Here is a 23,084-nt window from a genome sequence, read left to right as displayed (position 1 = left end):
CCATAGCGTCCAAGACCGATGTACAATGCAGTGCATAAGCACAGCCTATAGATGGTGATTACTCATGTTGCTCCGACATTTGCGCTATTTGCTGGCGGTTGCCGACCACGGCGGTTTCACCCGCGCCGCCGAGGCGCTTCACGTTTCGCAGCCGACCCTGTCCCAACAGATCCGGCAACTGGAAGAAACCCTGGGTGTCAGTCTGTTCGACCGAACCTCGCGCACGGTGAAACCCACCGATGCGGGAGAGGCCTACATCGAGTGTGCTCGTCGGGTGCTGGTGGAACTGGAGGCAGGCAAACGTGCGCTGCATGACGTGAAGGATTTATCCCGCGGCACCTTGCGACTGGCCATGACCCCAACGTTCATGGCGTACCTGGTGGGGCCGCTGGTGCGCGACTACGTGGCGCGGTATCCGAACATCCATCTACAGATTTTCGAGCTGTCGATGGATGACATCGAGGCCGGTCTGGTGGATGACTCACTGGATATCGCCATCGCGTTTACCCAGGTCAGAAATGCCGACATCGAGTCGATCCCGGCGTTTACCGAGACGTTGGGCGTCATGGTGGGGCGCGATCACCCGTTATACGAAAGCCAGGTCGCGTTGTCCGCGCAAGAGGTCGCGCAACTGGAATTTGCGCTGCTGGCCCCCGACTTCGTTACCCGTACCCGCATTGATGAGTACTTTGCTCAGGAGCAGATCACGCCGAAGGTGGTGATCGAGGTCAACTCGGTGAGCACCTTGCTGGAAGTCATTCGGCACACGGCCATCGCCACCATCCTTCCGGAGCCCATTGCCACCGAAGACCGGGCGTTGAGCAAAATCCCGTTGTTGGGGGAGGCGCCCAAACGAGGGGCCGCGCTGCTCCGACGCAAAAACAACTATCACAGTGCCGCGTCGAAGGCTTTTATGGAACTGGTGTTGGGTGCGGCTGCAGGTGAGTCGACGGCATCAGTCTTCTATTAATTGGCACACACCATTGGGTGCCTTGCCCGTAGAGGACACCGTGACCGAATCGTCATCGGCGAGGAGGATCGAGATGACGACGCCCGAACCCCTGGCTTCGAAACGGCGATCGTCAAGGGCTCTGGTCTCGGCTTCCTTGCTGTTGATCAACACCGGTCCGTCCTGATCCGCGTGGACGATGATTTTGCCGGGGCAGTCCGCATCGAACAACGGAACGCCGGTGATGCTGTTTGCATGGGCAGCACTGGCCATTACGAGCAACAGTAAGCCTGCCAGATGTATGTTCATCACAAACCTCCAATGATCCAGTGCACACGGTTAACGATAGCGTTGTTTGGTGCGCACGAGACAAACAAAAAGGCCCCGCTCGATATGACGAGCGGGGCCTTTTTATGGATGGGGTGTGGAGGTATCAGTAGAACCGATCAATCACCCGAACTTCGCTCTGATTCTGCATCGAGGCCCATGCCTGTTTCAGCGTTTGCAGAACATTACCGATGAAGTCCTTGTCAGCCGCGGCTTTCTTGCCGACATAGCCTTGGCCGCGACGGTACATCTTCAGTCGGGCGAGCAGGTTCTGGTTGTTCTTGTCGAACTCCGCTTCATGGGCATGAGGCGACAGGCAGTCGATATGCACCTGGCCCGACTTGCTGATCCACAGAATATGGCTGTCATGGCTGTCTTTTTGCGCAGCGAACAGGTGAGCCAGTTCATCGAAAGTGGGTTGATTGTTCAGATTCATAGTAAGCCCCTTGACCATTTGGTGATCTTTCAAAGTTGATTCGCTAATACAGGTAGCCCATCGGTTAGTTGATCCCTGGCACCGAAACCAGGACGTCAGCGGTCAGCCGCCAAAATGACGGGATCCCGCGTCTGCTGCATGTAGTCGTGTTGAATAACTGCTACGCAATAGCGTCACAACGAGGAGAAGCGGCGAAAACCTTCTGGCCACTGCCGACGTTTTCAGGGTCGGCCACAAGCTTCATGAGGATTGATCGCCAGCGCTTCTCGTCCTTGTACTGGACGTTCAGGCCAGGTCAGCTTCTTCAATCTGCCTTGTGGGCAGCGTGTATCCGGGAAAAACAGCTCGGCGGTCAGACGAGCTTGCTCAAACGTGTTGCCTGTTCTCCCGATCGGGGAGACGTCTGCATCATGCAAGGGCAAATCGGAGGCGTCAACGGTTTTGTAGTGATTATTTTTGGTCACTACATATTGTCGGACAAAGTCGTTTGGAATTAAAAAGCGGAATCGGAAAGCGCCAGTCAGGACGATGGCAACGATGTCTGGAATCGGTAAACGGTGCAGGGATAACCGTCTATCGGCAGCTGATGCAGGGTGAACTCGCCATGGGTGAGATCGGCCAGGACCCGGGCCCAGAACCGCCGCGCAGGCTGATTCGCGTCGAGATGGAAAATTTGCCATTGACCGGGGAACCGGCTCAAGAGGGTGGAAACGACAAACTTCGCCACACCTTGGCCACGAAAGCGTCGACTGACAAAGAAGTAGCCGATGTTGTACTCGGCGCCGTGAAGATGGGTTTCGTCATCCACCGTCACGAAACCGGCCAATTCTCCGTCGACCTTGATCAGAAACGGCCTGGTTGCGGGGTTGCGCCAGTAACCCGGTTTGGGCTGGGCATTGAAGAAGCCATGCTCACCGAGCTTCAGCGGCAGCCACTCGCTGAAGTCATACATGTAGAACTGCATTAGGTTTTCAATCGTTTCCAGTTCGTCGCGGTGGGCGGCGTGCAGTTCGATCAAGGGCATGTTGATAGCTCCTGAGGTGCAGGCCATCCCTGGCCCGGGCGTTATCACTCAGTGGGGGCGAAATCGTATTTCCCGCCTTTTTTCAGTGCGGCTTGATAGGCCGGGCGAGCCTGAAAGCGTTCAATCCAGACCGCTATATGAGGATAGTTGCCGAGCTTGCCTTGGGCTCTGGCGATCTCACCGATAAAACTCATCTGGATGTCGGCGGCGCTGAACTCATCGCCCAGCAGGTAATCGGATTGGCTCAGAGCCGTGTCGAGGTAACCCAGGTAGTTGGCCACCTCCGAATTGATCCGCGGATGCAACGGCGTGCCGGCTTCACCGAGGCGTCCCACGTACAGGTTCAACATCAGCGGCAACATCGCCGAGCCTTCGGCGAAATGCAGCCACTGCACGTATTCGTCATAGGCGGGGGTGGACGGATCGGGTTGCAGGTGACCGTCGCCATGACGGCGGATCAGGTAGTCGATGATCGCGGCGGACTCGATCAGCTTCTGCGCGCCGTCTTCGATGACCGGTGATTTACCCAGGGCATTGATCGCTTTCAATTCGGGCGGTGCCAGGTTGGTCTTCGGGTCGCGCTGATAGCGTTTCAGCTCGTAAGGGATGGCCAGTTCTTCCAGCAACCAGAGAATCCGCTGGGAACGGGAGTTGTTCAGGTGATGCACGATAATCATGGTCGATGCCTTCTCAGAAAATGGGGTTGTCGCTGGACTTGAAGAACACTAGACCCTTTTGGCTCGCTCGAAGTGCCCTCAAGCCTTGCTCGCCGGTTTTGCCGCGCGTTTGGTGCCCGTCAAGGGCTTTCGTTTGGCTGGCTTGCGTTTGTTTTTCCACGGTGTGGCACCGCCCCCTGCGGGGCTTGCCGGTCCGCTGATGGTCAGGCTCAGGCCGGCGCATCGGGCGACCTGTTTGCTCATCCACGCGGCCTGCTTGGTGACGAATTCTTCCAGGCTCATCTCGCCGCTCTGCACCATGTCCAGCGCCTGCTCCCAAATCGCTGTGGTCCCGGGGTCGGCGATGGCACGCGGCACCGCGTCGATCAGGCTGAACGCAGCCGGGGTGGCGGCCAGGGCCTTGCTGTTCTTGATCAGATAACCACGGTCGAGCAGGCCCTGGATGATCGAGGCGCGGGTCGCTTCAGTGCCAATGCCGGTGGTGTCCTTGAGTTTCTGCTTGAGCAGGGGATCTTCCACCAGTTTGGCGACGTTCTTCATCGCCTTGATCAGATCGCCTTCGGTGAACGGTTTGGGCGGTTGCGTCCAGAGGTCCTTGAGCTTTACGTCGGCCACCGCGCAGTCACGTCCTTCGGCCAATGCCGGCAGCGTTTGTGGCGCAGGTGCTTCGCGGCCCTTGGCCGGGGCGAGGGCTTCGGGCAGTGCGCGCTTCCAGCCGGGTTCGACGATCTGCTTGCCGACGGCACGCAAGGCTTCACCGGCGCAGTCGAAGTCGGCCTGGGTCCGGTCGTATTCATGGTTGGGCAGAAACTGCGCCAGATAACGCGCGCGGATCAGGGTGTAGACCGCCCGCTGCTTGCCCGCCAGCCGCTCGAGGTTTTTCGCCGCAGCGGTGGGGATGATGCCGTGGTGAGCGCTGACCTTGGCGTCGTTCCAGGCCCGTGAGCGGCGCTGAGGCTGCAGGAAATCGTTCAAGGCGTTCAGTGCCGGATCAGCCTGCCTCAGCGCGGCCAGAATGCCCGGTGCTTCGCTGTGCTGACTCACGGGCAGGTAACCGCAGTCGCTACGTGGATAGGTGATGACCTTGTGGGTTTCGTACAGGGCCTGGGCGATGTCGAGGGTTTCCTGGGCGCCGAGCCCGAGCTTCCTCGAACAGACTTCCTGCAAGGTGCCCAGATCGAAGGGCAGGGGGGCGATTTCGCGCATCCGCTCGGTGCGCAGTTTGATCACCCGGGCACTCGCCGCACTGCCAATTGCTGCCGCTGCATTTTGCGCCAACGCCTGATTCAGGCAGCGATCCTGATCGTCGCAAACCTCGGAGGCCGCACGCCACTGGGCGGTGAACGCGGTGCCGTCATGCAGCAGTTGCACATCGATGGCCCAATAGGCGACCGGCACGAAATCGGCGATGCTGCGGTCGCGATCCACCACCAGGCGCAGGGTCGGCGTTTGCACCCGACCGACCGGCAAAACGCCCTGATAACCGGACTGACGCCCCAGCAGTGTGAACAGCCGACTCATGTTCATCCCGATCAACCAGTCGGCCCGCGAGCGCCCGAGTGCCGAATGGTAAAGGCTAAAGGTCTCGGCCCCCGGTTTCAGGGCTGCCAACGCCTTGCGGATCGACGCATCGTCCAGGGCCGACAGCCATAGCCGCTGGATCGGTCCGCGATAACGGCAATGCTCGACCAGTTCCCGGGCGATCATCTCGCCTTCACGGTCGGCGTCGGTGGCGATCACCAATTCATCGGCCTCGCCGAGCAGCCGCTTGACCGCTTTGTACTGGCTGGCCGTACGCGGTTTGACGGTCATCTTCCACTTCTCTGGAATGATCGGCAGATCCGCCAGCACCCAGCGCTTGTAACGCGCGTCATAGGCGTCCGGCGGCGCGGTTTCCAGCAGATGGCCGATGCACCAGGTCACCGTGACGTCCGTTCCCAGCCAGCAGCCGTCGCCACGACGCCTGGCGCCGAGGACGGCCGCAATGTCTTTGGCCTGGGAAGGTTTTTCACAGAGGTACAGCCGCATAACCACCATCGCTCATCAACTGTCGAGAGGCGGACAGAATGGCGGCTGACGAGCGATGGGGCAATCTTTATCTGTATGGATGTACAGTCGGTGCATTGCGATTCATTGCACAGGGAAGCCTATGCGGCTGACGCGCTTACACCGGGCCCGGCGGGCGAAGGGCTCGTCGGAACGCCGCATCGTCCCGTTCGGCTGCGAAGCCGTCGTGAGTGCAAAATCTGGGTTATACCTGAAAGTCGTGGTCTCAGGTTTTGGGGCTGCTGCGCCGCCCACCGCGGGCAACCCTCGCTCTCACAGGTTCATCACCGTCATGAGGAACGTATTTCATGAAAAGCACCGGTCCTAGTCCTGTCATCACCATTGCAGAGCAGCCAGGCTGCCTGCTTGTGAAGTTTCACGGTATTCAGGTGGCCGCTTCCGCACGGGCGCTGGTGTTGCTCGAGGCCAACTATCCTCCGGTGTATTACGTACCGCGGGAGGACATCGATGAAAAATACTTTGCCCGCACCGATCACACGAGTTATTGCCCCTACAAGGGCGATGCCAGCTATTTCAGTCTGCAAGTCCCGGGACATGAGGGCGCTAACGCGGTGTGGAGCTATGAAGACCCCAAAGTGTCGGTCGATCAGATTCGCGGCTACATGGCGTTCTATCCCGATCAAGTTACGTTTGAGGTGCTCAAAGACGTTGAGTGAGGGGCGCTTTACAGGTATCAACGAAAACGCCGCGCATGGGCGCGGCGTTTTAAGGTCAGGTGTTCAGCTCATCGAACAGCATCCACCAGCGTGGATTCATCAATCTGGCCAATCGAGGTCACCCCGGTCAAGGTCATGGCGACGCGCATTTCCTTGGAGAAGATATCCAGCATATTCTCCACCCCGTGTTGACCATCGGCGGCCAGTGCATAGGCCATGGAGCGCCCCAGCAATACGCCTTTTGCGCCCAGTGCCAACATCCGTACAACGTCAAGCCCCGAGCGGATTCCCGAGTCGACCAGCACCGTCAGATCATTACCGATGGCTTGCATGATGGGCGGCAACGCCCGGGTGGTGGAGAGCACGCCGTCCAGCTGTCTCCCGCCGTGGTTCGACACGACAATGCCATCCGCGCCAAAGCTGACCGCGTCTCTGGCATCCTGAGGATCGAGAATGCCTTTGATGATCATCGGGCCCTTCCAGAACTCACGAATCCACTCCAGGTCACTCCAGCTGATCGAAGGGTCGAAGTTGTTGGCCAACCAACCCATGTAGTCTTCGAGCGTGACGGCTTTGCCAAGGTACTTCGAGATATTGCCCAGGTCGTGTGGACGCCCCATGACGCCGACGTTGAATGCCCAGTCGGGTTTAGTCATGGCCTGAAGCATTCGCCGCGATGATGCAAAAGGGCCTGACATGCCCGAGTGGGCGTCCCTGTATCGGGCGCCGGGCGTGGGCATGTCAACGGTAAACACCAGGTTTTTCACACCGGCGGCCTTCGCCCGTTCCAGTGCATTTTTCATGAAGCCTCTGTCCTTCAACACATACAGCTGAAACCAGATGGACTGCTGGCTTTGCGCCGAGACTTCCTCGATCGAGCACACCGAAACCGTTGATAGGCACAGTGGGATGCCTTTATTTTCCGCCGCTTTTACAGCCTGCACTTCACCACGACGGGCGAACATTCCCGTCAGCCCTACCGGCGCCAATATGATCGGCATTGAAAGTGGTTGATCGAAGAGGGTGGTTTCAAGGCTCAGGGTTTCGACGTTTTTCAGAATGCGCTGACGCAGGCTGATGCCGGTCAGATCAGCGCTATTGGCCCTCAGCGTGTGCTCTGCATAGGCCCCGCCATCAATGTAATCAAACAAAAAACGCGGGAGTTTGCGGCGTGCTGCCTCGCGATAGTCAGATGCGGATGAAATGATCATGGTGCCTCGGTCTGGTGAGTGGCGGGGCGATGGTTGCGTCGAGCGTCGGGTCAGATTAACGAAAACGCCCCGCATTGCGGTAATGCTGTTCACTTAAGAAAAGTTTGGGATGGGATGGGGTACATATCCATTGCTGCGGTAGCGGCTGCTAGCGGTTTCGCTTTTACAGCAAGTCACTTTCGAAAAGCGCGAAAGCAACCAAAGCGCTTTTGCCCCTCCATTCGGTGCCTCGCCTAGGCTCGGCATGCCCTCACTCCGGCATTGCTCCGGGGGCCCGCCGCCATCGGCCATCCATGGCCGGGGGCGGCTACCGCGGCATCCTTGCCGCGGTGCCCCCTGCGCAACGCCTGCGTTCGGCCTCTGGGAAAGGGGCGGCAGATCTGAAGCCAAAGCAACGGCAACGGCAAGATCAAAAGATCGCAGCCTCGCTTCGCTCGACAGCTCCTACAGGGAAATGCGTTCACTTGAAGCCAGGTCGGCCGGTAGGCCGCCTCGCTTTGGCTTTCGCGGTGCACGCCCCCTCGAGAGGCCGAGTGGAGGTTCTGCGTAGTGGGCAACCCGGCATGGATGCCGGGTTAGCCGCCCCCGGCCATGGATGGCCGATGGCGGCGGGCCCACGGAGCAGGACCGGAGCGAGGGCATGCCGAGCCTGGGCGAGGCACCGAACGAAAGGGGCAAGAGCCCTTTGGTTACTTTGGGGCTTTTCCAAAGTGACCCGCCGTAAGGGCGGAACCCTAAGACGCCGTTACCGCAGAAACGGATATGTCCCCCAACCTTAACTGACCAGCATTCCCCGCATTACCGGGCGTTTTTTACACGTGCTGTCAGTTGGTATCCAGATCCACGTTCTTGGTCTCACGCAAACAGATCATCCCGACGACCAGGCTCACCCCGGTAATCAGCACCGGGTACCACAGCCCGTAGAAGATGTCCCCGGTGTACACCACCAAGGCAAACGACACCGTTGGCAGGAAACCGCCGAACCAGCCATTACCGATGTGGTACGGCAGGGACATCGAGGTGTAGCGGATGCGGGTCGGGAACAGTTCGACCATCAGCGCTGCCAGCGGGCCGTAGCACATGGCCGAAATGATGATCAGCGCCACCATCAGCGCCACGATCATGGACTTGTTGACCTGTTGCGTATCGGCGTGGGACGGATATCCGGCCAGGGTCACGGCGCCACGCAGGGCCGCTTCATCGTAGCCTTCGAGTTTCACTTCACCGACGCTCACCTGCACGGCGCTGCCGGCCGGTGCGGCTTCGCTTTTGTAAGGGAGGCCCTGTTTCACCAGGAAGGTTTTGACCTTGTCGCACGGGCTATCAAATTTCGCCTTGCCCACCGGGTCGAACTGGAAGGTGCAGGTGGCCGGGTCAGCCAGTACGGTGATCGGTGCCTGACGGCTCGCCTGGTCGATGGCCGGGTTGGCGTAGTGGGCGATGGACTTGAAGATCGGGAAGTACAGTGCAGTCGCCAGCAGCAGGCCGATCATCAGCACCGGTTTGCGCCCGACTTTATCCGACAGCCAGCCGAAGAAAATAAAGAACGGTGCACCGATGATCACGCTGACGATCAGCAGGCTGTTGGCCAAGGCCGGGTCCATTTTCAGGAACTGGGTGAGGAAGAACAGTACGTAGAACTGCGCCGCGTAGAAAGTCACGGCTTGCCCGGCGTTGATGCTGAACAGGGCGATCAGGACGACTTTAAGGTTTTCCCATTTGCCGAAGGAATCGCGCAGCGGCGACTTGCAGAGCTTGCCTTCCTCTTTCATTTTCACGAACGCAGGCGACTCGTGCAGGCTCATGCGAATCCAGGTCGAGATGCCCAGCAGAATGATCGAAAACAGGAACGGAATCCGCCAGCCCCAGACCTCGAACTGGTCACCGGTGAAGTAGCGGCAACCGAGCACCACCAACAGCGACAGCAGCAACCCGAGGGTCGCGGTAGACTGAATCCAGCTGGTGTGGAAACCGCGTTTACCCATCGGTGCGTGTTCCGCGACATACGTGGCAGCGCCGCCGTATTCACCGCCCAGGGCCAGGCCCTGAAGCATGCGCAGCACCACAAGAATGATCGGCGCGGCGATGCCGATACTCGAGTAGGTCGGCAGCAGCCCGACGCAGAAAGTCGCCACCCCCATGAGGATGATGGTGGCGAGGAAGGTGTATTTACGCCCGATCATGTCCCCCAGCCGTCCGAACACCAGCGCGCCGAACGGTCGCACGATGAAGCCGGCAGCGAAGGCCATCAGCGCAAAGATGAACGCCGTGGTGTCGTTGACCCCGGCAAAGAACTGTTTGCTGATCACCGCCGCGAGGGCGCCATAGAGGAAAAAGTCGTACCACTCGAAGACCGTCCCGAGCGACGAGGCGAAGATGACTTTCTGGGTTTCCTTGCTGGTGCCCGCGCTGCGCACGGCTTCCAGAGGCTGAACATGTTCTGACATATCGGTATCCCTCACAGTGATTGTTTTTTTTGTTCCACTGTCGGCGCCGGCCTTATGGGCTGGCGTCGCTATTCCTTTGCTCAAGAGACTGCGGTCAGTGCTTTTTCGTCGGGTGCAAAACTCCTTGTAGGTGTTTCCAGGATCAGTTGTGCAGCTTTTTCGGCAATCATCAGCGTAGGCGAACAGGTATTGCCCGAGGTGATACGCGGCATGATCGAGGCGTCGGCGATGCGCAAGCCTGGGATGCCGTGTACGCGCAGCTCGGCATCGACCACGGCGTCCGCGTCGTTGCCCATGCGGCAGGTGCCGACCGGATGGAAGATGGTGGTGCCGATGCGGGCGGCGGCTTCGTGCAATTGTTCTTCGCTCTGCAAGCTGTCGCCGGGCAAGTACTCCACTGGTTTGAACGCTTGCAGGGCCGGTGCGGCGACGATGCGCCGGGTCAGGCGAATGGCGTCTGCTGCCACCCGCAAGTCCTCCGGATGGCTCAAGTAATTGGGCTGAATCAGCGGCGCTTCCTGCGGATCGGTGGAGCGAATCTCGACGCAACCACGGCTTTGCGGGCGTAGATCGCACACCGACGCCGTGAAGGCGGGGAACGCATGCAACGGCTCGCCGAAACGCTCCAGCGACAGCGGCTGAACGTGGTACTCGAGATTCGCCGATGTCTGCTCCGGTCCCGAGCGGGCGAAGGCCCCGAGTTGGCTCGGCGCCATGGACAGCGGGCCGCTGCGGTCATACAGGTAACGCAGGCCCATGCCCATCTTGCCCCACAGGCTACCGGCGATCTTGTTAAGGGTGCGGGCGTTTTCCAGTTTGTAGATCAGGCGCAGTTGCAGGTGATCCTGCAGATTGCCACCCACGCCCGGCAGCTCATGGGCAACGCCGATCCCCAAGCGTTGCAGCAGCGGGCGAGGGCCGATCCCTGAACGTTGCAGGATGCTCGGTGAGCCGACGGAACCGGCGCACAGCACGATTTCCTTGCGCGCCTTGAAGGTTTTCGCCTGACCCTGCCAACGCGCACTGACCGATGACGCACGGCCGTTTTCCAGCAGCACGCGATCCACTTCGACGTCGGTCAGCACGGTGAGATTAGGCCGGTTGCGGACCGGTTTGAGAAACGCCTTGGCCGCGTTCCAGCGAATACCGGCTTTCTGGTTGACCTGGAAGTAGCCGCAGCCTTCGTTGTCACCCTGGTTGAAGTCATCGATGCTGGCGATGCCGCTTTGCTCGGCGGCGCTACGGAAGGCATCGAGAATCGGCCATGACAGCCGCTGACGTTCGATCCGCCATTCACCGGCGGCGCCGTGAAACTCCGAGTCGCCAGCAAAATGGTTTTCGCTCTTTTTGAACAACGGCAGCACGTTGTTCCAGCTCCAGCCGGGATTGCCCTGGGCCGCCCAGCCGTCGTAGTCGCCGGCCTGGCCGCGCATGTAGATCATGCCGTTGATCGAGGAACAGCCGCCGAGCACCTTGCCACGCGGGTAACTCAGGGCGCGACCTTGCAGGCCGGGTTGCGCTTCGGTCTTGAAGCACCAGTCGGTGCGCGGGTTGCCGATGCAGAACAGGTAACCCACGGGGATGTGAATCCACGCATAGTTATCGCGGCCGCCGGCTTCGAGCAGCAACACGCGATGTTGCGGGTCGGCCGACAACCGATTGGCCAGCAAACAACCGGCCGGGCCGGCACCGACCACGATGTAGTCGTATTCATCCAGGGAAGTCTGCATCCGTGACCTCAACGTATTGTTCTTGTTGTCGGTCATCCTAGTTGTTAGCTTTCGTCAAAAGAATGTTAGTTTTTGCGCAGCCGCTGTGCGTTTTTAAACAGCCCCACCTCAAGGACGGTTCATGTTCGACTGGAATGACCTGCGGTTTTTTCTCGAGTTGCAGCGTAGCGGGCGTCTGCTCACCGCTGCCCGCCGTTTGAACACCACCCACGCCACCGTGGCCCGGCACATCGAGGCCATCGAAAAGAGCCTCGGCACGGCATTGTTTGTTCAGCATGCCCAGGGTTATGAGCTGACCCCGGCCGGTGAAGCGCTGCTCAAGCACGCCGAAGCGATGGAAAACGTCGCGCTGCTGGCTCAGGAAGAAATCACTCAGTCCACGGCGCCGCTGGGCAAGATCCGCGTTGGCGTGACCGAAGGGTTGGGCATCATGTTCCTCGCCAGCCGCATGAACGGCCTGTTCGAACGTTATCCGGGGCTGGAAGTGGAACTGGTGGCCGTGCCGCGCTTTGTCAGCATCCTCAATCGTGAGGCCGAAATCAGCATCCACCTGGAGCGCCCGGCCGCCGACATGCTGGTCACCCGCAAACTGACTGACTATCGATTGGCGCTGTACGCCAGCCAGGAGTATCTCGACCGTTCGCCACCGCTGCGCAGCCGCGAAGACCTCGGTCGCCACGCCTGGATCGGCTATGTCGATGACTTGCTGTTCAGCCAGGAACTGATGTTCCTCAACAGCTTCTGCCGCAATCCGCAGGTGGTGTTCCACAGCACCAGCGTCATCGCCCAACAACAGGCTGCGCGCTCAGGCCTGGGGATCGCCGTGCTGCCGTGTTACATGGCCAGCGCCGATCCCGGCCTGGTGCCGTTGCTGCCGGATGAGAGTATTCAGCGCAGCTACTGGATCAGCACGCGGCGTGAGTTGCACAAATCCGTGCGGTTGCGTGTGTTGTGGGATTACGTGGTGGGGTTGTGTGAGGCGGAACAGGGGTTGTTGCTGGGATAACAAACATCAACAGATCGTCCGAACGCGGCCCGATCTTTTGATCTTGGGGAAGTGTCAGATTCACTTTCCCATAAGTTCACTCACGCCTCAGAACGTGCCGATACTCTTTGTGCGGAAAACCAACTTCACCGTGTTGTTTTTGGCAAGCTGCCACTTCACGTCGGTCGGGTCGTTCTCTTTGCGCACGATACACTTCCATTCCACATCTTTGCCGTCGTCCGTGCCCGGAAAAAGTACCTTGCCGGTCCATGTAGAGTTGTTAGGGGCGGGTTTAGGGTCGAGCTTTACGGCCTTGGCTGGATCCCAATTCCCTAGCTCCGGATGGTTGCCGACAACATACACACTGTAGCCCGGCACCGTGTTGCCGTTTTCGCATTGAAATTCCACTTCGTCTTTTAAGGGCACCCACGTGACACCTAGGGCATCGCGGAACACGGGCAGCATTGCCAACAAGCAAACGCCCAGCGGCAATAGGTAACGATTGCGAGACATGATGAACACCTCAATTCATTCCAGTGGGCGCAGCATAGCCCCGGCGAAACTGAAAGTGACCTGTTAGAAATGACAGTTCTTTAGAGCGCTTCGCGATAGCTTCAATGGTTGCTTATTAACTGCGAGCTTGTTTGCGCTGGACTGCGCGATCGTCCTGGACTTCAATTTGTGGGGTAAAGACTAGGAGCGTCGACCGACACTCCGCCGCGAACAAGGGAGCTTGCAGCATGACCGACGACACAAAAATAAAAGGCCCGGCGTCGTACTTCCCGTCAATCGAGAAAAAATATGGCCAGCCCATCAGCCACTGGCTGGATGTGCTCGTAACCGTCAGCGACAAAAAGCACATGGAAATGGTGGCCTGGCTGAAGACTGAGCATGGTATGGGGCATGGCCATGCCAATGCTTTGGTTGCGCATTATTTGGCGAGCGCTAAAACGTGAGCCACCTGTAAACGGCTCGCGACGTGGCAGGCAATTACACGGATGCTGGATGTGCGGCCGTCTTCGTCGGAACGCCGCCCGGAGCAAGATCGCTCCCACATTTGTTCGGTGTCGTTCGCGAGAGTTGTGGTCCCTTGATGGGTGACTTAATAAGCCTTAGCCCTGAAGACGATTCGGCCCTCTGGACCGCCAACTGAATCAGCAACCGGCGCGAGCAGCACAAATCGGTGTGGCTCAGATTGCTATGGGATTACGCGGTGGAGTTGTGTGAGCACGAACAGAGGCTACTGTTGGACCCAATCCCCTGTAGGAGCAAAGCTTGCTCGCGATGGCGTCAGGTCTGGCATACCGCGTCTTCGTTCATCGCGAGCAAGCTTTGCTCCTAAAGGGGTTCGTGTTTCAAGGGAGGATTTCGAATGAGGTGCTAGCCAGGCGCTCCCCATTCACCAGCACGTGCACGGCGTGTTTGCCCACGTAGTGTTTGCGGGTGGTGAGTTCCTTGATGTGCTGGCTACGGGCGATGGATTCGGTCGCCTTGCCGGGAAGCGTCAGCGCCTTGAGCTTGAACACCTTCGCCGACGTGCTGCCGTTGGCTTTTACGTAATCGATGGCGTAGTCGATCACCAGTCGTTGACTGTCCTCGACCGTGGATTTCACGGCGAAGGACAGGGTGATTTTTTCACCCAGACGAATCACCGCCGGTTCCACCTTCACATCGATGATCTCGACCTCAGGCTTTCCGCCCGCGCCAATGATCGCCAACGCTCGTTGGTTGCCCTGTTTGATCAGGCTGCGCAGGGCGTGTTTGGCGATCCATGCGGTGTGTTTGTTGTCCAGCGACCAGCCTTCGATCAGGTCCAGCACCCATTCGGGATGATCCTTGGTGATGTCGTTGAGGTGGTTGGCCACGGACTTGCGCACGTAAAGGCTGTTGTCGGCCTTGAGGTTGTCGAGGATCGCCGCCGCCAATGTTGGGTCAGCCTGAATCTGTTCCAGACGGAACGACCATGGCAGGCGCGGTCGGCTGCCTTCGCTGGCCAGGCGGCGGACGTGTTCGTTTTCGTCCAGGGCCCAATCGTGCATGACCGCCAGGGAGCCTTCGATATTGCTGCGCAGGAAATGGCGGATCGCGAACTCCGAGGAGCCGAAGGCAGTGAAATATTTCAGCGCGTCCATGGATTGTTCGAAGGCATGTCCGCCGTACGTCGCGACGTAATGCGGTAATGAAATGCTGACGAAACCGCTGTTCAGCCGCGGAGCGAGGGCGCGCAGCACTTCAAGCGTCTCTTCATAGCTCAACGGCAGGACCGCGTGCAGGCACTCGCTGACCCGGGCCATGCGCTGCATGATTGATAAATCGGCAAGCCCGTCGTTGGCCAGTTTCAGGAAGGCTTTGGCGTTGAACTCGGGGTAGACCGCGGTCATCTCGGTGGCGATGTGTTTGAGGCGGTCGGCGTTGAAGATTTCTTTTAGGGCGGGGGCGGGTTGGTGGGTGGTGGTCATGGGATGGGTTTGCTCGAATGATTGTGTGTCAGTTAGATCCATCCCCTCACCCAGCCCTCTCCCCACGGGGGAGAGGGGGAAAGGGGGCTGATCTCCGTGCTTTTCAATACCTGAGGTCGACTCGATATTTCAGGTCGATATAGCTCTAAGAACAACTCGGTCAGTCCCCTCGCCCCGTGGGGAGAGGGTTAGGGTGAGGGGCTGGCTCTCAAGCCTTACCCAATTCCTGCTCCTCCAACTGATCCGACTCAAACAACCTCGCCAGTTCCACCCGGGCTTCCTGCGCCGTCTGCATTACCTTCGCCGCATCGTCATAAATCGCATGCTGGGCTTCCAGCACCTGCTCGTCGTGATGCTTGAAGCGCTTGATCCGCGCATCGGCCTGGGCCTGGGTCAGCCCTAGGCCGACCAGCGTGCGCCGGCTCATTTCCAGACTCGAATAATAGGTTTCCCGAATGGCCTCGGCGCCAAGGTCCACCAAGCGATGCACATGCTGACGGTTACGGGCCCGGGCGATGATTTTGATGTGCGGATAGAGTTTGTGCACCAACTCGGCGGTCTTGATGTTGGTGTCCGGGTCGTCGGTGGCGATGACAAAGTATTCCGCCTGCTCGACCTTGGCCGCACTGAGGATCTCCGGGCGCATCGGGTCGCCGTAGAACACTGGGACGCCGCCGAAGCTGCGCGACAGTTCGATGGTTTCCACCGAGGTGTCGAGGGCGACGAACTTGATGTTCTGCGCGCGCAAAATCCGCGCAACGATCTGCCCCATACGGCCCATGCCGGCGATCACCACGCGTGGCGTGTCGGTATCGATCGCGCGGAATTTCTCCGGCACCACCACGGGTTGAACCTTGGGGCTGACCAGTCGCGCGCACACCAGCAACAGCAGCGGCGTCACCGCCATGGACAAGGTGATGGTCAGCACCAGCAAGTCGTACAGGCGCGGCTCGAACAGTCCCTGGTCGCGGCCGATCTTGAACACCACAAACGCAAACTCACCACCGGCCGCCAGCACGATGCCGAGGCGAATCGCACTGACCTTGCCCAGACCACCCGCCAGCCGACCGACTACAAACAGCAGCGGCAGTTTGATTGCGATCAGCAATAGAGTCAGGCCCAGCACCGTGATCGGCGCGCTCAGGAGAAGACTCAGGTTGGCGCTCATGCCGACGCTGATGAAAAACAGACCCAGCAGCAATCCCTTGAACGGTTCGATTTGCGCTTCCAGTTCGTGACGGTATTCGGAGTCCGCCAGCAGCAACCCGGCGAGGAACGCCCCCAGCGCCATGGACACGCCGACCAAGTCCATCAGCCACGCCGTGCCTATCACTACCAGCAACGCAGTGGCGGTCGAGACTTCCGGCAAACCGGTCTTGGCCACCACCCGGAACACTGGGCGCAGCAGATACCGCCCACCGATCACCACCACCGCGATGCTGCCCAGCACGCGCAAGCCGTGATTGAGGCCTTCGCCAGCGCTGCTGGTGTGATCGCCGCCCGCCAGCAACGGCACCATGGCGATCAAAGGGATAGCGGCGATGTCCTGGAACAGCAGAATCGCGAATGCCAAGCGCCCGTGGGGACTGGTCAGTTCCTTGCGCTCGGCCAGGCTTTGCAAACCGAACGCGGTGGACGACAGCGCCAGGCCCAAGCCCAACACGATCGCGCTGTTCAACGGCTGGCCGAACACGAATAACGCCAGTACACCAATCACTGAGCCCGTCAGCAGCACTTGCGCCAGGCCTACGCCGAACACCGATTTGCGCATCACCCACAAACGTCGCGGCGACAGTTCAAGGCCAATGATGAACAGCAGCAACACCACCCCGAGTTCGGAAATGTGGCTGACGCTTTGCGGATTGCCAATCAAGCCCAGCACCGACGGGCCGATGATCACGCCGGCAAACAGATAACCCAGCACCGCCCCCAGTTGCAGGCGCTTGGCCAAGGGAACGGTGAGCACGGCCGCGAACAGAAACACGACAGCGGCTTGCAACAGGTTGCCTTCATGGGGCATAGCGAAACTCCAGGGACTCGGTACGGCGGGGCGTTAAGGATAAAGGCTTGAGATGAATGCGTCATGCCAATGCAATCGCAATAATCACAGCAATAAGGAATGATTCAGCGCCAGCGCAGTCGGATTCCAGGTGCCAAGACATCAATGGAGATTCACCGATGAACAACAAAACCCTTATCGCCAGCCTCGCCCTTGTCGCAGGCATTGCCGGTATTAGCCCGATCGTTCAAGCGGATGACCCACCGCAAAAAACCGTTCAGCCGGGAGTCAACAACACCCGGGAGTTAGTGGTCGGCGACCGCGCCCCAGACGTTTACCAGCGCAGCGAAAAAGCCCTGGCCAACTGGAAGCAGAAAGGCCTGAAAACCCCGAAGGCTCAGGCGCAGTGGGTGCAGATCAATGACAAGTACATGATGGTGATGATTACCAACGGGACGATTATTGATATCACGCCAGTGGAGCGTTAGGCCGCAAGCAACATTCACCTTCAATGATGTTCCTTTCGGCCAACGCAAGGACTGAGCGGGTCAATCAACCCGACTATGGCTCATCGTTTGCTCGCCCAACCGATACTGATTATTCCCACTGCGCTTGGCCTCATACATCGCCAGATCCGCAATATGAATCAACCGGTCCATGCTCGGCGCATGGTCCGGGAACACCGCGACCCCCAGGCTGGTGCCGATGTGTCGTTGGTCATTGCCGATGGTCATCGGTGGCGACAGTTCGACGAAGATTTTCTGGCAGATGCTGCGGGCTTCCTCTTGCAGGCTGTTGCCCTGGGGCAGGCCTTGAAGGATGACCACAAACTCGTCGCCACCAATCCGGGCGACGGTATCTGTTGAACGCAGGATTTTCTTCAGGCGGGTGGCGGTGGTGATCAGTACCCGGTCGCCGGCGGCATGGCCGTAATGGTCGTTGATTGCCTTGAAACCATTGAGGTCGACAAATACCAGCGCAACCCTCGTGGCACTGATGCGCGCCTGTTCCAGCGCCTCGGACAGACGCTCCTCGAGCACCAGGCGATTGGGCAGACCGGTCAGTGGGTCGAAGTGGGCCAGGTGTTGCAGGTAGCTGGCGGAGGCTTTTTCCTCGGTGATATCGCGTACCACGCCCATCATCTTGATCGTTGCATCGTGGTCGTTCTTGACCACATTGCCGGTTTCCCGAAGCCAGCGGATCGTGCCGTCGGGCCAGACAACCCGATATTCCTCGTCATGGTTGTCGCCGGTTTCCAGGCAACGCAATTCCCCGGCCCGGACCTTGGCCCGGTCGTCCGGGTGAACACATGAGCAAAACAGCGCGTAGGAGGGCGTTACTTCGTCGATCTTGAAGCCAAACATGCCGTAGATCGCGTCCGACCAGTAGAGCTTGTCGGTGTCGACATCCCAGTCCCACGTGCCGATGCGGGCGAAATACTGGCTACGCTTGAAGCGTTCGGCGTCACCGTCCTGACGGATGTTTTGTCCGTCAGTCAGGCTGGTGATCAGCACGCGATACTTGGCCAGCTGCTTTTGCAGTGAGCGCTCGCGACAGATCAACGCGACGATCAGGGCAAGCATCACTGAGCTGATGGTTGCGCTGGTCCAGTCCACATTCATTCAGGTTTCGCCATCGTGGCGTATCAGCCGTATCGGGAGAGGTGTGCCTATGTTAGTTCACACCGCCCTCGATCATCAGCCTCTATTACGAGGGGCGCCAAACTTATAGCAGTTCACCTTTGTCCCACAGATGCACCAATTCCCCAGGCGCCTGATCTTCAGGCACCTTCATCACCATCCGGTCGTCCTGTTCGCCGTTGCGGTATCGCACTTCGATTTGATAGAAGCGCTGATCGCCCCGACCGGCGGATGAACTCGTCATAAGCAGGCAACCCTCGAGCAACGAGCAGATGCGGGTGCGTTGGTCGGCATTGCATTGGGCGAATTCGATCTCTCGGGGGCGGGTCAAGGTGTGGATCGCTGCTATGCCGCCTTGGCGGGAGACACAGACCACCGCGTTGTCGTCCAGTGTTGGCAAGGTTTTCATTTTTCCTCCAGCGTCAGGTCCACGCCCACTTCAGACCAGCCGTGTCGCACCGCCTCGACTGCCGTTGCATCAAATTTTTGCCGGGCATGCTCGACAGTCAATTGTGCGAAGGTACTGAATGTCGCTTCGCTACTCAGGCGTTTGTCGCACAGCGCGTCGTACCAGATGCGGCCGGCTTTTTCCCAGGCAAAGCCGCCCAGCGCCATCGCGGCCAGATAAAACGCCCGATTGGGGATGCCCGAATTGATGTGCACCCCACCATTGTCTTCTTGGGTGATGACGAACTTGCGCATGTGGTCCGGTTGCGGGTCCTTGCCAAGCAACGGGTCGTCATAGGCCGTGCCCGGAAGGGCCATCGAGCGTAAACCGATGCCTTTGATGCGCGGTGCCAGCAGGTCGGCGCCGATCAACCAGTCAGCCTGTTCGGCGGTCTGGCCCAGTACATGTTGTTTGATCAGTACCCCGAAAACGTCCGAAATCGATTCATTCAATGCCCCGGACTGGTTGGCATAGACCAGACCGGCTTCACTTTCGATCACGCCGTGCGTCAACTCGTGGCCGATCACATCCAGAGAGCGGGTAAAGCGTTCGAAGATTTCGCCATCGCCGTCACCGAACACCATTTGCGCGCCATTCCAGAACGCGTTCTCGTAATCCAGGCCGTAATGCACGCTGCCGATCAGGGCAAAACCCATGTTGTCGATGGAGTCCCGACCCAGCACCTTCCAGAAGAAATCATAGCTGGCACCCATTGCGTCGTAGGCCTCGTCGACCGCCGGATCGCCGGTTGCCGCCTGGCCCTCAAGCCGCACAGGCATACCCGGCAGAAGCATTTTGCCCTGCGCGTCATAAATGCTGCGCTGTGCCAGGCCGGGTTGACCGGGCTGCGACAGGATCGCTTTGGCGGGTGGTCGCGATGGCGGGCCGGGATTGTGCCGCAGACGGCGGACATGGATCAGCGTGGTCTGGGCGCTGGAGCGCTGACGGTCGGAACCGTTGGCGATGATTTGGTTGAGGATGTAGGGCGGGATGAAACTGTACAGCGGTGATGAGTCGGTCATCAGAGCATCCTTTCCTGAATACGAAGTCGTTATTCATGTGAGCCGGATGACGGTCTTTCGGTTCCGTGGATTGCCTTGCACGCCGGTTTCTGCGAAAACCTCCGTCCGCGCCCCAATCACTGGGCGACAGTGAACGAGTAGGAATCATGAACGACGAGTTGCAAATCATTGACCTTGAGCCGGGCGACGGCAAAGCCGCCGTCAAAGGCGCGCTGATTACCACCCAATACCGCGGCTGGCTGGAAGACGGGACTGAATTCGATTCCTCCTACAGCCGGGGTAAACCTTTCCAGTGCGTGATTGGCACGGGTCGGGTGATCAAGGGGTGGGATCAGGGGATCATGGGGATGCAGGTCGGCGGTAAGCGCAAGTTGCTGGTGCCTGCGCATCTGGCCTACGGTGAACGGACCATGGGCAAGATCACGCCGAACTCGAACCTGATTTTCGAGATTGAATTGCTGGAAGTGCTGACGCGCGATGATTGATTGGCGTATGAGCTGAAATGACAAAAACCGCACTATCTGCACACAGAAAGGGCGGTTTTTTTTGGAACATTGATCAAGCCACCTCGTCACCATTTTTTCGCCAGCGCCTTCTGTTTGGTGATTCAGGTGAATGCGTCAATGTCGTCAAGGATATCCGTCACAACTCCTTCCAAGGAGGGGGACGTCCCCACAGCAGGCCTGCTGGCCCAGGTGATGATCGCCAAGTACAGTGATCATTTACCGCTGTATCGTCAGGAAAAGGTCTTTGCCAGGGCCTGTCTGGCCATCGCGCGCTCAACCCTGGCGCAGTGGGTCGGCACTTGCGGTGCGCAGTTGCAGCCGCTGGTCGATGCGCTGCGCGAGGTCGTGCTTGGACACAACGTGGTGCACGCCGACGAAACGCCGGTCCAGATGCTCACGCCGGGCGCGAAGAAAACCCTCCGTGCCTACGTCTGGGCCTATGTCACGAACCAGTTTGCCAACGTAAAGGCTGTTGTTTACGACTTCAGCCCCAATCGCTCGGCGAACACGCCCGGGCCTTCCTGCAAGACTGGAATGGCCAACTAGTCTGCGATGATTTTGGCGGCTACAAGGTCAGTTTTGCACTCGGTGTGACCGAGATCGGCTGCATGGCTCATGCGCGACGCAAATTCTTCGAGCTGCACATTACGAACAAAAGCCAGCTTGCCGAACAGGCCTTGCGCTACATCTAGTTGTCTAAACCAGCGACTTTTGAATCTGATGATCAAATGTATCTAGAAAATCGTGCATGCTGATTTCTCCGAGATCTACAGCTTTAGCGCCGCCGGCCGCAATAAAGGTGACATCAGTGATACCTAGGACGTTCAGGATCAGTTTCAAATATTGGGTCGCAATGTCACGGTCTCTAATCGGGGAGTCGTTGGTGTATACACCTCCCGAGGCGAGCAGCACCGTTGCCTTTTTACCGGTCACCAGCCCTTTACCATCAAAGCCCAAGGTCAGGCCTTTACGTACCACGTGATCCACCCACGCCTTGAGCGCCGCAGGGACGTTGTAGTTGTAGACCGGCGTTGAAATAACCACGTGATCGGTTTCCAGCAACTCGGCCACAAGCTCATCGGATAGCTGCAACACGGCTTTCATTTCAGGCGAATGCTGGGTTTCTGGGGTGAAGTAAGCCTGTAACCAGGGGGCCGTCACGAACGTAAGCGGAGTGTCCGTTAGATCCCGTACTTTGATGGCGCCCCTAGGGTGTGCAGCTTCCCACGTGGCCACAAATCGGCGAGTGAGCTGCCGGGAGATTGAAGCATCCCCACGTGGGCTGGTTTCAATGGTGAGAAGCCTGGACATGAAAGTAACTCCTGCGCGGTGACGCGGCGGTATGTTTTGCGTTGTCGCTTTAGGCGATGTGCGACACACTCTACCCAATGCGATCTCTAAGCAGGAGTGATGTAAATATGATTGAGTCCATCTGTTTCAGTGATGGGTCATGATCGGAAATCTCAGCTTGGACCAGTTGCGGATCCTTGTAACCATTGCTGATACAGGCAGCTTCTCGGCAACGGGACGTCACCTGCGGCGTGCTCAATCTGCCATTAGCCAGTCGATTGCCACACTTGAGTCAGTTCAAGGTGTGAGGCTGTTTGATCGGAGCGGCCATCGTCCAACTCTCACAGAGGTAGGTAGAGTGCTAGTGGTTCAAGCGCGCGTAGTGCTGGCAAGCGCTGCCCAGTTTGAAGCAATGGCCGCAAGTACGGCAGCAGGGGTTGAGCCGGAGTTGGCTCTCGCCATAGACCCTTTAGTCCCTAGCGCACCGCTCATCGAAAGCCTCCGCGCTATCCGTGAGGCTTTTCCGCATCTGGCAGTGAGTTTTTCTACAGAAGGCTTAGGCGGCGCAGAGCGTCGATTGCGCAACGGCGATGCGGCACTGGCGCTATGCACATTGATTCCGACAGTGCCCGACGATGTCAACGCACTGCCGCTGCTCAGCGTCGACTTGAGGCCCGTAGTAGCCAGCGGACATCCCCTGGCTATGTTAGGCCGTCGGGCAACAAGTGCAGACCTCAAGCCTTATGTGCAACTGGTACTTTCCGATCCGGTTTCTCCCGACGGCCCTAGCTATGGGGTGACGGGCAGTCACCAGTGGCGGTTTGTAGATTTGGCACGGCGGCTGGATTTTTTGCTCGCCGGGTTCGGTTGGTGTCGAATGCCAGAGCATCTGATTGCGGATCATCTGGCTTCAGGACGCCTAATACCGCTTGAGTTAACCGCCGAACTTCAGCGCACACCAGACACACTTACGATCTACGCAGCGCACATGCAAAATCGCTCTTTAGGGAAAGCAGGCCGATGGCTTTTGAATGATCTGACCCGTCGTCTGTGCATGTGATGATACGAAGACGACTAACGTCAGCGGTTTGGTTATCCCGTTGGCTAAAGGGCTGATGCGGTTATTCGAACCGGTTGTGCAGGGACTGCCCGGGCCGTGATCGTCTGTGCGTATTTCGCAAGCCAAGGTGTGATGCCTGCCCGCTTACGGA

General features: G+C 58.8%; 22 protein-coding genes and 1 pseudogene. 8 read left to right on the top strand and 15 right to left on the bottom strand.

Annotated features, from left to right (window positions below; genetic code table 11):
* The first annotated feature begins 64 nt into the window (after window positions 1–64).
* On the top strand, window positions 65–970 hold the full coding sequence (cynR, locus tag QFX16_RS16580) for a transcriptional regulator CynR (RefSeq protein ID WP_283180540.1): 906 nt from the start codon (window positions 65–67) through the stop codon (window positions 968–970).
* Here the strand turns inward: cynR and QFX16_RS16575 are convergent.
* The 5 genes from QFX16_RS16575 to QFX16_RS16555 all read right to left on the bottom strand — a co-directional run bounded on the left by QFX16_RS16575 (window position 956) and on the right by QFX16_RS16555 (window position 5,441).
* Window positions 956–1,258 (bottom strand): hypothetical protein, encoded by a 303-nt coding sequence (locus QFX16_RS16575; protein ID WP_283180539.1) that lies wholly within the window; start codon window positions 1,256–1,258, stop codon window positions 956–958. The genes cynR and QFX16_RS16575 overlap by 15 nt on opposite strands.
* 124 nt (window positions 1,259–1,382) lie before the next feature.
* A complete protein-coding gene (locus tag QFX16_RS16570; RefSeq protein WP_283180538.1) occupies window positions 1,383–1,712 on the bottom strand; it encodes a hypothetical protein in 330 nt (109 codons plus the stop codon).
* Between the two features lie 520 nt (window positions 1,713–2,232).
* A complete protein-coding gene (locus QFX16_RS16565; RefSeq protein ID WP_283180537.1) occupies window positions 2,233–2,736 on the bottom strand; it encodes a GNAT family N-acetyltransferase in 504 nt (167 codons plus the stop codon).
* Between the two features lie 44 nt (window positions 2,737–2,780).
* Entirely contained in the window at window positions 2,781–3,413 is a 633-nt protein-coding gene (locus tag QFX16_RS16560) for a glutathione S-transferase family protein (protein WP_283180536.1), read from the bottom strand.
* Between the two features lie 78 nt (window positions 3,414–3,491).
* Complete coding sequence (locus tag QFX16_RS16555) at window positions 3,492–5,441, bottom strand: DNA topoisomerase III (protein ID WP_283180535.1); 1,950 nt, start codon at window positions 5,439–5,441, stop codon at window positions 3,492–3,494.
* Between the two features lie 326 nt (window positions 5,442–5,767).
* Here QFX16_RS16555 and QFX16_RS16550 point away from each other — a divergent pair, with 326 nt between their 5' ends.
* Window positions 5,768–6,136 (top strand): DUF427 domain-containing protein, encoded by a 369-nt coding sequence (locus QFX16_RS16550; RefSeq protein ID WP_046048949.1) that lies wholly within the window; start codon window positions 5,768–5,770, stop codon window positions 6,134–6,136.
* Window positions 6,137–6,204: 68 nt separating this feature from the next.
* Here QFX16_RS16550 and lldD read toward each other — a convergent pair whose 3' ends face one another.
* The 3 genes from lldD to QFX16_RS16535 all read right to left on the bottom strand — a co-directional run bounded on the left by lldD (window position 6,205) and on the right by QFX16_RS16535 (window position 11,524).
* The gene (lldD, locus tag QFX16_RS16545; protein ID WP_283184582.1) at window positions 6,205–7,347 is read right to left on the bottom strand and encodes an FMN-dependent L-lactate dehydrogenase LldD; all 1,143 of its coding nucleotides are present in this window, start codon (window positions 7,345–7,347) and stop codon (window positions 6,205–6,207) included.
* Window positions 7,348–8,171: 824 nt separating this feature from the next.
* Entirely contained in the window at window positions 8,172–9,794 is a 1,623-nt protein-coding gene (locus QFX16_RS16540; RefSeq protein WP_283180534.1) for an MFS transporter, read from the bottom strand.
* Window positions 9,795–9,874: 80 nt separating this feature from the next.
* The gene (locus tag QFX16_RS16535; RefSeq protein ID WP_283180533.1) at window positions 9,875–11,524 is read right to left on the bottom strand and encodes a GMC family oxidoreductase; all 1,650 of its coding nucleotides are present in this window, start codon (window positions 11,522–11,524) and stop codon (window positions 9,875–9,877) included.
* 121 nt (window positions 11,525–11,645) lie between these two features.
* Here QFX16_RS16535 and QFX16_RS16530 point away from each other — a divergent pair, with 121 nt between their 5' ends.
* Window positions 11,646–12,530: a LysR family transcriptional regulator gene (locus QFX16_RS16530; RefSeq protein WP_150657463.1), complete on the top strand. Its 885-nt coding sequence runs from the start codon at window positions 11,646–11,648 to the stop codon at window positions 12,528–12,530.
* A gap of 87 nt (window positions 12,531–12,617) precedes the next feature.
* Here the strand turns inward: QFX16_RS16530 and QFX16_RS16525 are convergent, their stop codons facing one another.
* Window positions 12,618–13,022 carry a carbohydrate-binding module family 20 domain-containing protein gene (locus QFX16_RS16525; protein ID WP_283180532.1) on the bottom strand — a complete coding sequence of 135 codons (405 nt, stop codon included), beginning with the start codon at window positions 13,020–13,022 and terminating at the stop codon, window positions 12,618–12,620.
* A 227-nt stretch (window positions 13,023–13,249) separates the two neighbouring features.
* Here QFX16_RS16525 and QFX16_RS16520 point away from each other — a divergent pair, with 227 nt between their 5' ends.
* Window positions 13,250–13,465: a DUF4287 domain-containing protein gene (locus QFX16_RS16520; RefSeq protein WP_283180531.1), complete on the top strand. Its 216-nt coding sequence runs from the start codon at window positions 13,250–13,252 to the stop codon at window positions 13,463–13,465.
* Window positions 13,466–13,864: 399 nt separating this feature from the next.
* Here the strand turns inward: QFX16_RS16520 and QFX16_RS16510 are convergent, their stop codons facing one another.
* Together QFX16_RS16510 and QFX16_RS16505 are read right to left on the bottom strand one after the other, a co-directional pair.
* The gene (locus tag QFX16_RS16510; protein WP_283180530.1) at window positions 13,865–14,968 is read right to left on the bottom strand and encodes a DNA alkylation repair protein; all 1,104 of its coding nucleotides are present in this window, start codon (window positions 14,966–14,968) and stop codon (window positions 13,865–13,867) included.
* A gap of 208 nt (window positions 14,969–15,176) precedes the next feature.
* Window positions 15,177–16,988, bottom strand: a complete 1,812-nt coding sequence (locus QFX16_RS16505) for a monovalent cation:proton antiporter-2 (CPA2) family protein (protein WP_283180529.1) — start codon at window positions 16,986–16,988, stop codon at window positions 15,177–15,179.
* A 158-nt stretch (window positions 16,989–17,146) separates the two neighbouring features.
* On the opposite strand from QFX16_RS16505, the gene QFX16_RS16500 reads away from it, so the two are divergent.
* A complete protein-coding gene (locus QFX16_RS16500) occupies window positions 17,147–17,455 on the top strand; it encodes an RcnB family protein (RefSeq protein WP_283180528.1) in 309 nt (102 codons plus the stop codon).
* A gap of 60 nt (window positions 17,456–17,515) precedes the next feature.
* On the opposite strand, the gene QFX16_RS16495 is transcribed toward QFX16_RS16500, so the two are convergent.
* The 3 genes from QFX16_RS16495 to QFX16_RS16485 all read right to left on the bottom strand — a co-directional run bounded on the left by QFX16_RS16495 (window position 17,516) and on the right by QFX16_RS16485 (window position 20,077).
* A complete protein-coding gene (locus QFX16_RS16495) occupies window positions 17,516–18,589 on the bottom strand; it encodes a sensor domain-containing diguanylate cyclase (RefSeq protein WP_283180527.1) in 1,074 nt (357 codons plus the stop codon).
* Between the two features lie 103 nt (window positions 18,590–18,692).
* Window positions 18,693–19,016: a protealysin inhibitor emfourin gene (locus QFX16_RS16490; RefSeq protein ID WP_283180526.1), complete on the bottom strand. Its 324-nt coding sequence runs from the start codon at window positions 19,014–19,016 to the stop codon at window positions 18,693–18,695.
* Window positions 19,013–20,077, bottom strand: a complete 1,065-nt coding sequence (locus QFX16_RS16485) for a M4 family metallopeptidase (RefSeq protein WP_283180525.1) — start codon at window positions 20,075–20,077, stop codon at window positions 19,013–19,015. Before QFX16_RS16485 ends, QFX16_RS16490 begins: the two co-directional genes overlap by 4 nt.
* A gap of 146 nt (window positions 20,078–20,223) precedes the next feature.
* Between QFX16_RS16485 and QFX16_RS16480 the strand changes: the two genes are divergently transcribed.
* Both QFX16_RS16480 and tnpC read left to right on the top strand, forming a co-directional pair.
* The gene (locus tag QFX16_RS16480; protein ID WP_074875989.1) at window positions 20,224–20,562 is read left to right on the top strand and encodes an FKBP-type peptidyl-prolyl cis-trans isomerase; all 339 of its coding nucleotides are present in this window, start codon (window positions 20,224–20,226) and stop codon (window positions 20,560–20,562) included.
* Between the two features lie 183 nt (window positions 20,563–20,745).
* A pseudogene (tnpC, locus tag QFX16_RS16475) lies at window positions 20,746–21,272 on the top strand (IS66 family transposase); the annotation flags it as partial.
* Between the two features lie 7 nt (window positions 21,273–21,279).
* On the opposite strand, the gene QFX16_RS16470 reads toward tnpC, so the two are convergent.
* Window positions 21,280–21,894, bottom strand: coding sequence for an FMN-dependent NADH-azoreductase (locus QFX16_RS16470; protein ID WP_283180524.1), 615 nt, complete (start codon window positions 21,892–21,894; stop codon window positions 21,280–21,282).
* Between the two features lie 139 nt (window positions 21,895–22,033).
* Here QFX16_RS16470 and QFX16_RS16465 point away from each other — a divergent pair, with 139 nt between their 5' ends.
* Window positions 22,034–22,933, top strand: a complete 900-nt coding sequence (locus QFX16_RS16465) for a LysR family transcriptional regulator (RefSeq protein WP_283180523.1) — start codon at window positions 22,034–22,036, stop codon at window positions 22,931–22,933.
* Window positions 22,934–23,084: the final 151 nt, after the last annotated feature.

Source organism: Pseudomonas svalbardensis, from assembly GCF_030053115.1.
In the GTDB taxonomy this organism is placed as follows: Bacteria; Pseudomonadota; Gammaproteobacteria; order Pseudomonadales; family Pseudomonadaceae; genus Aquipseudomonas; species Aquipseudomonas svalbardensis.
The sequence above is the reverse complement of the archived record's forward strand: the minus strand, read 5'-3'. Positions and strand labels throughout refer to the sequence as shown.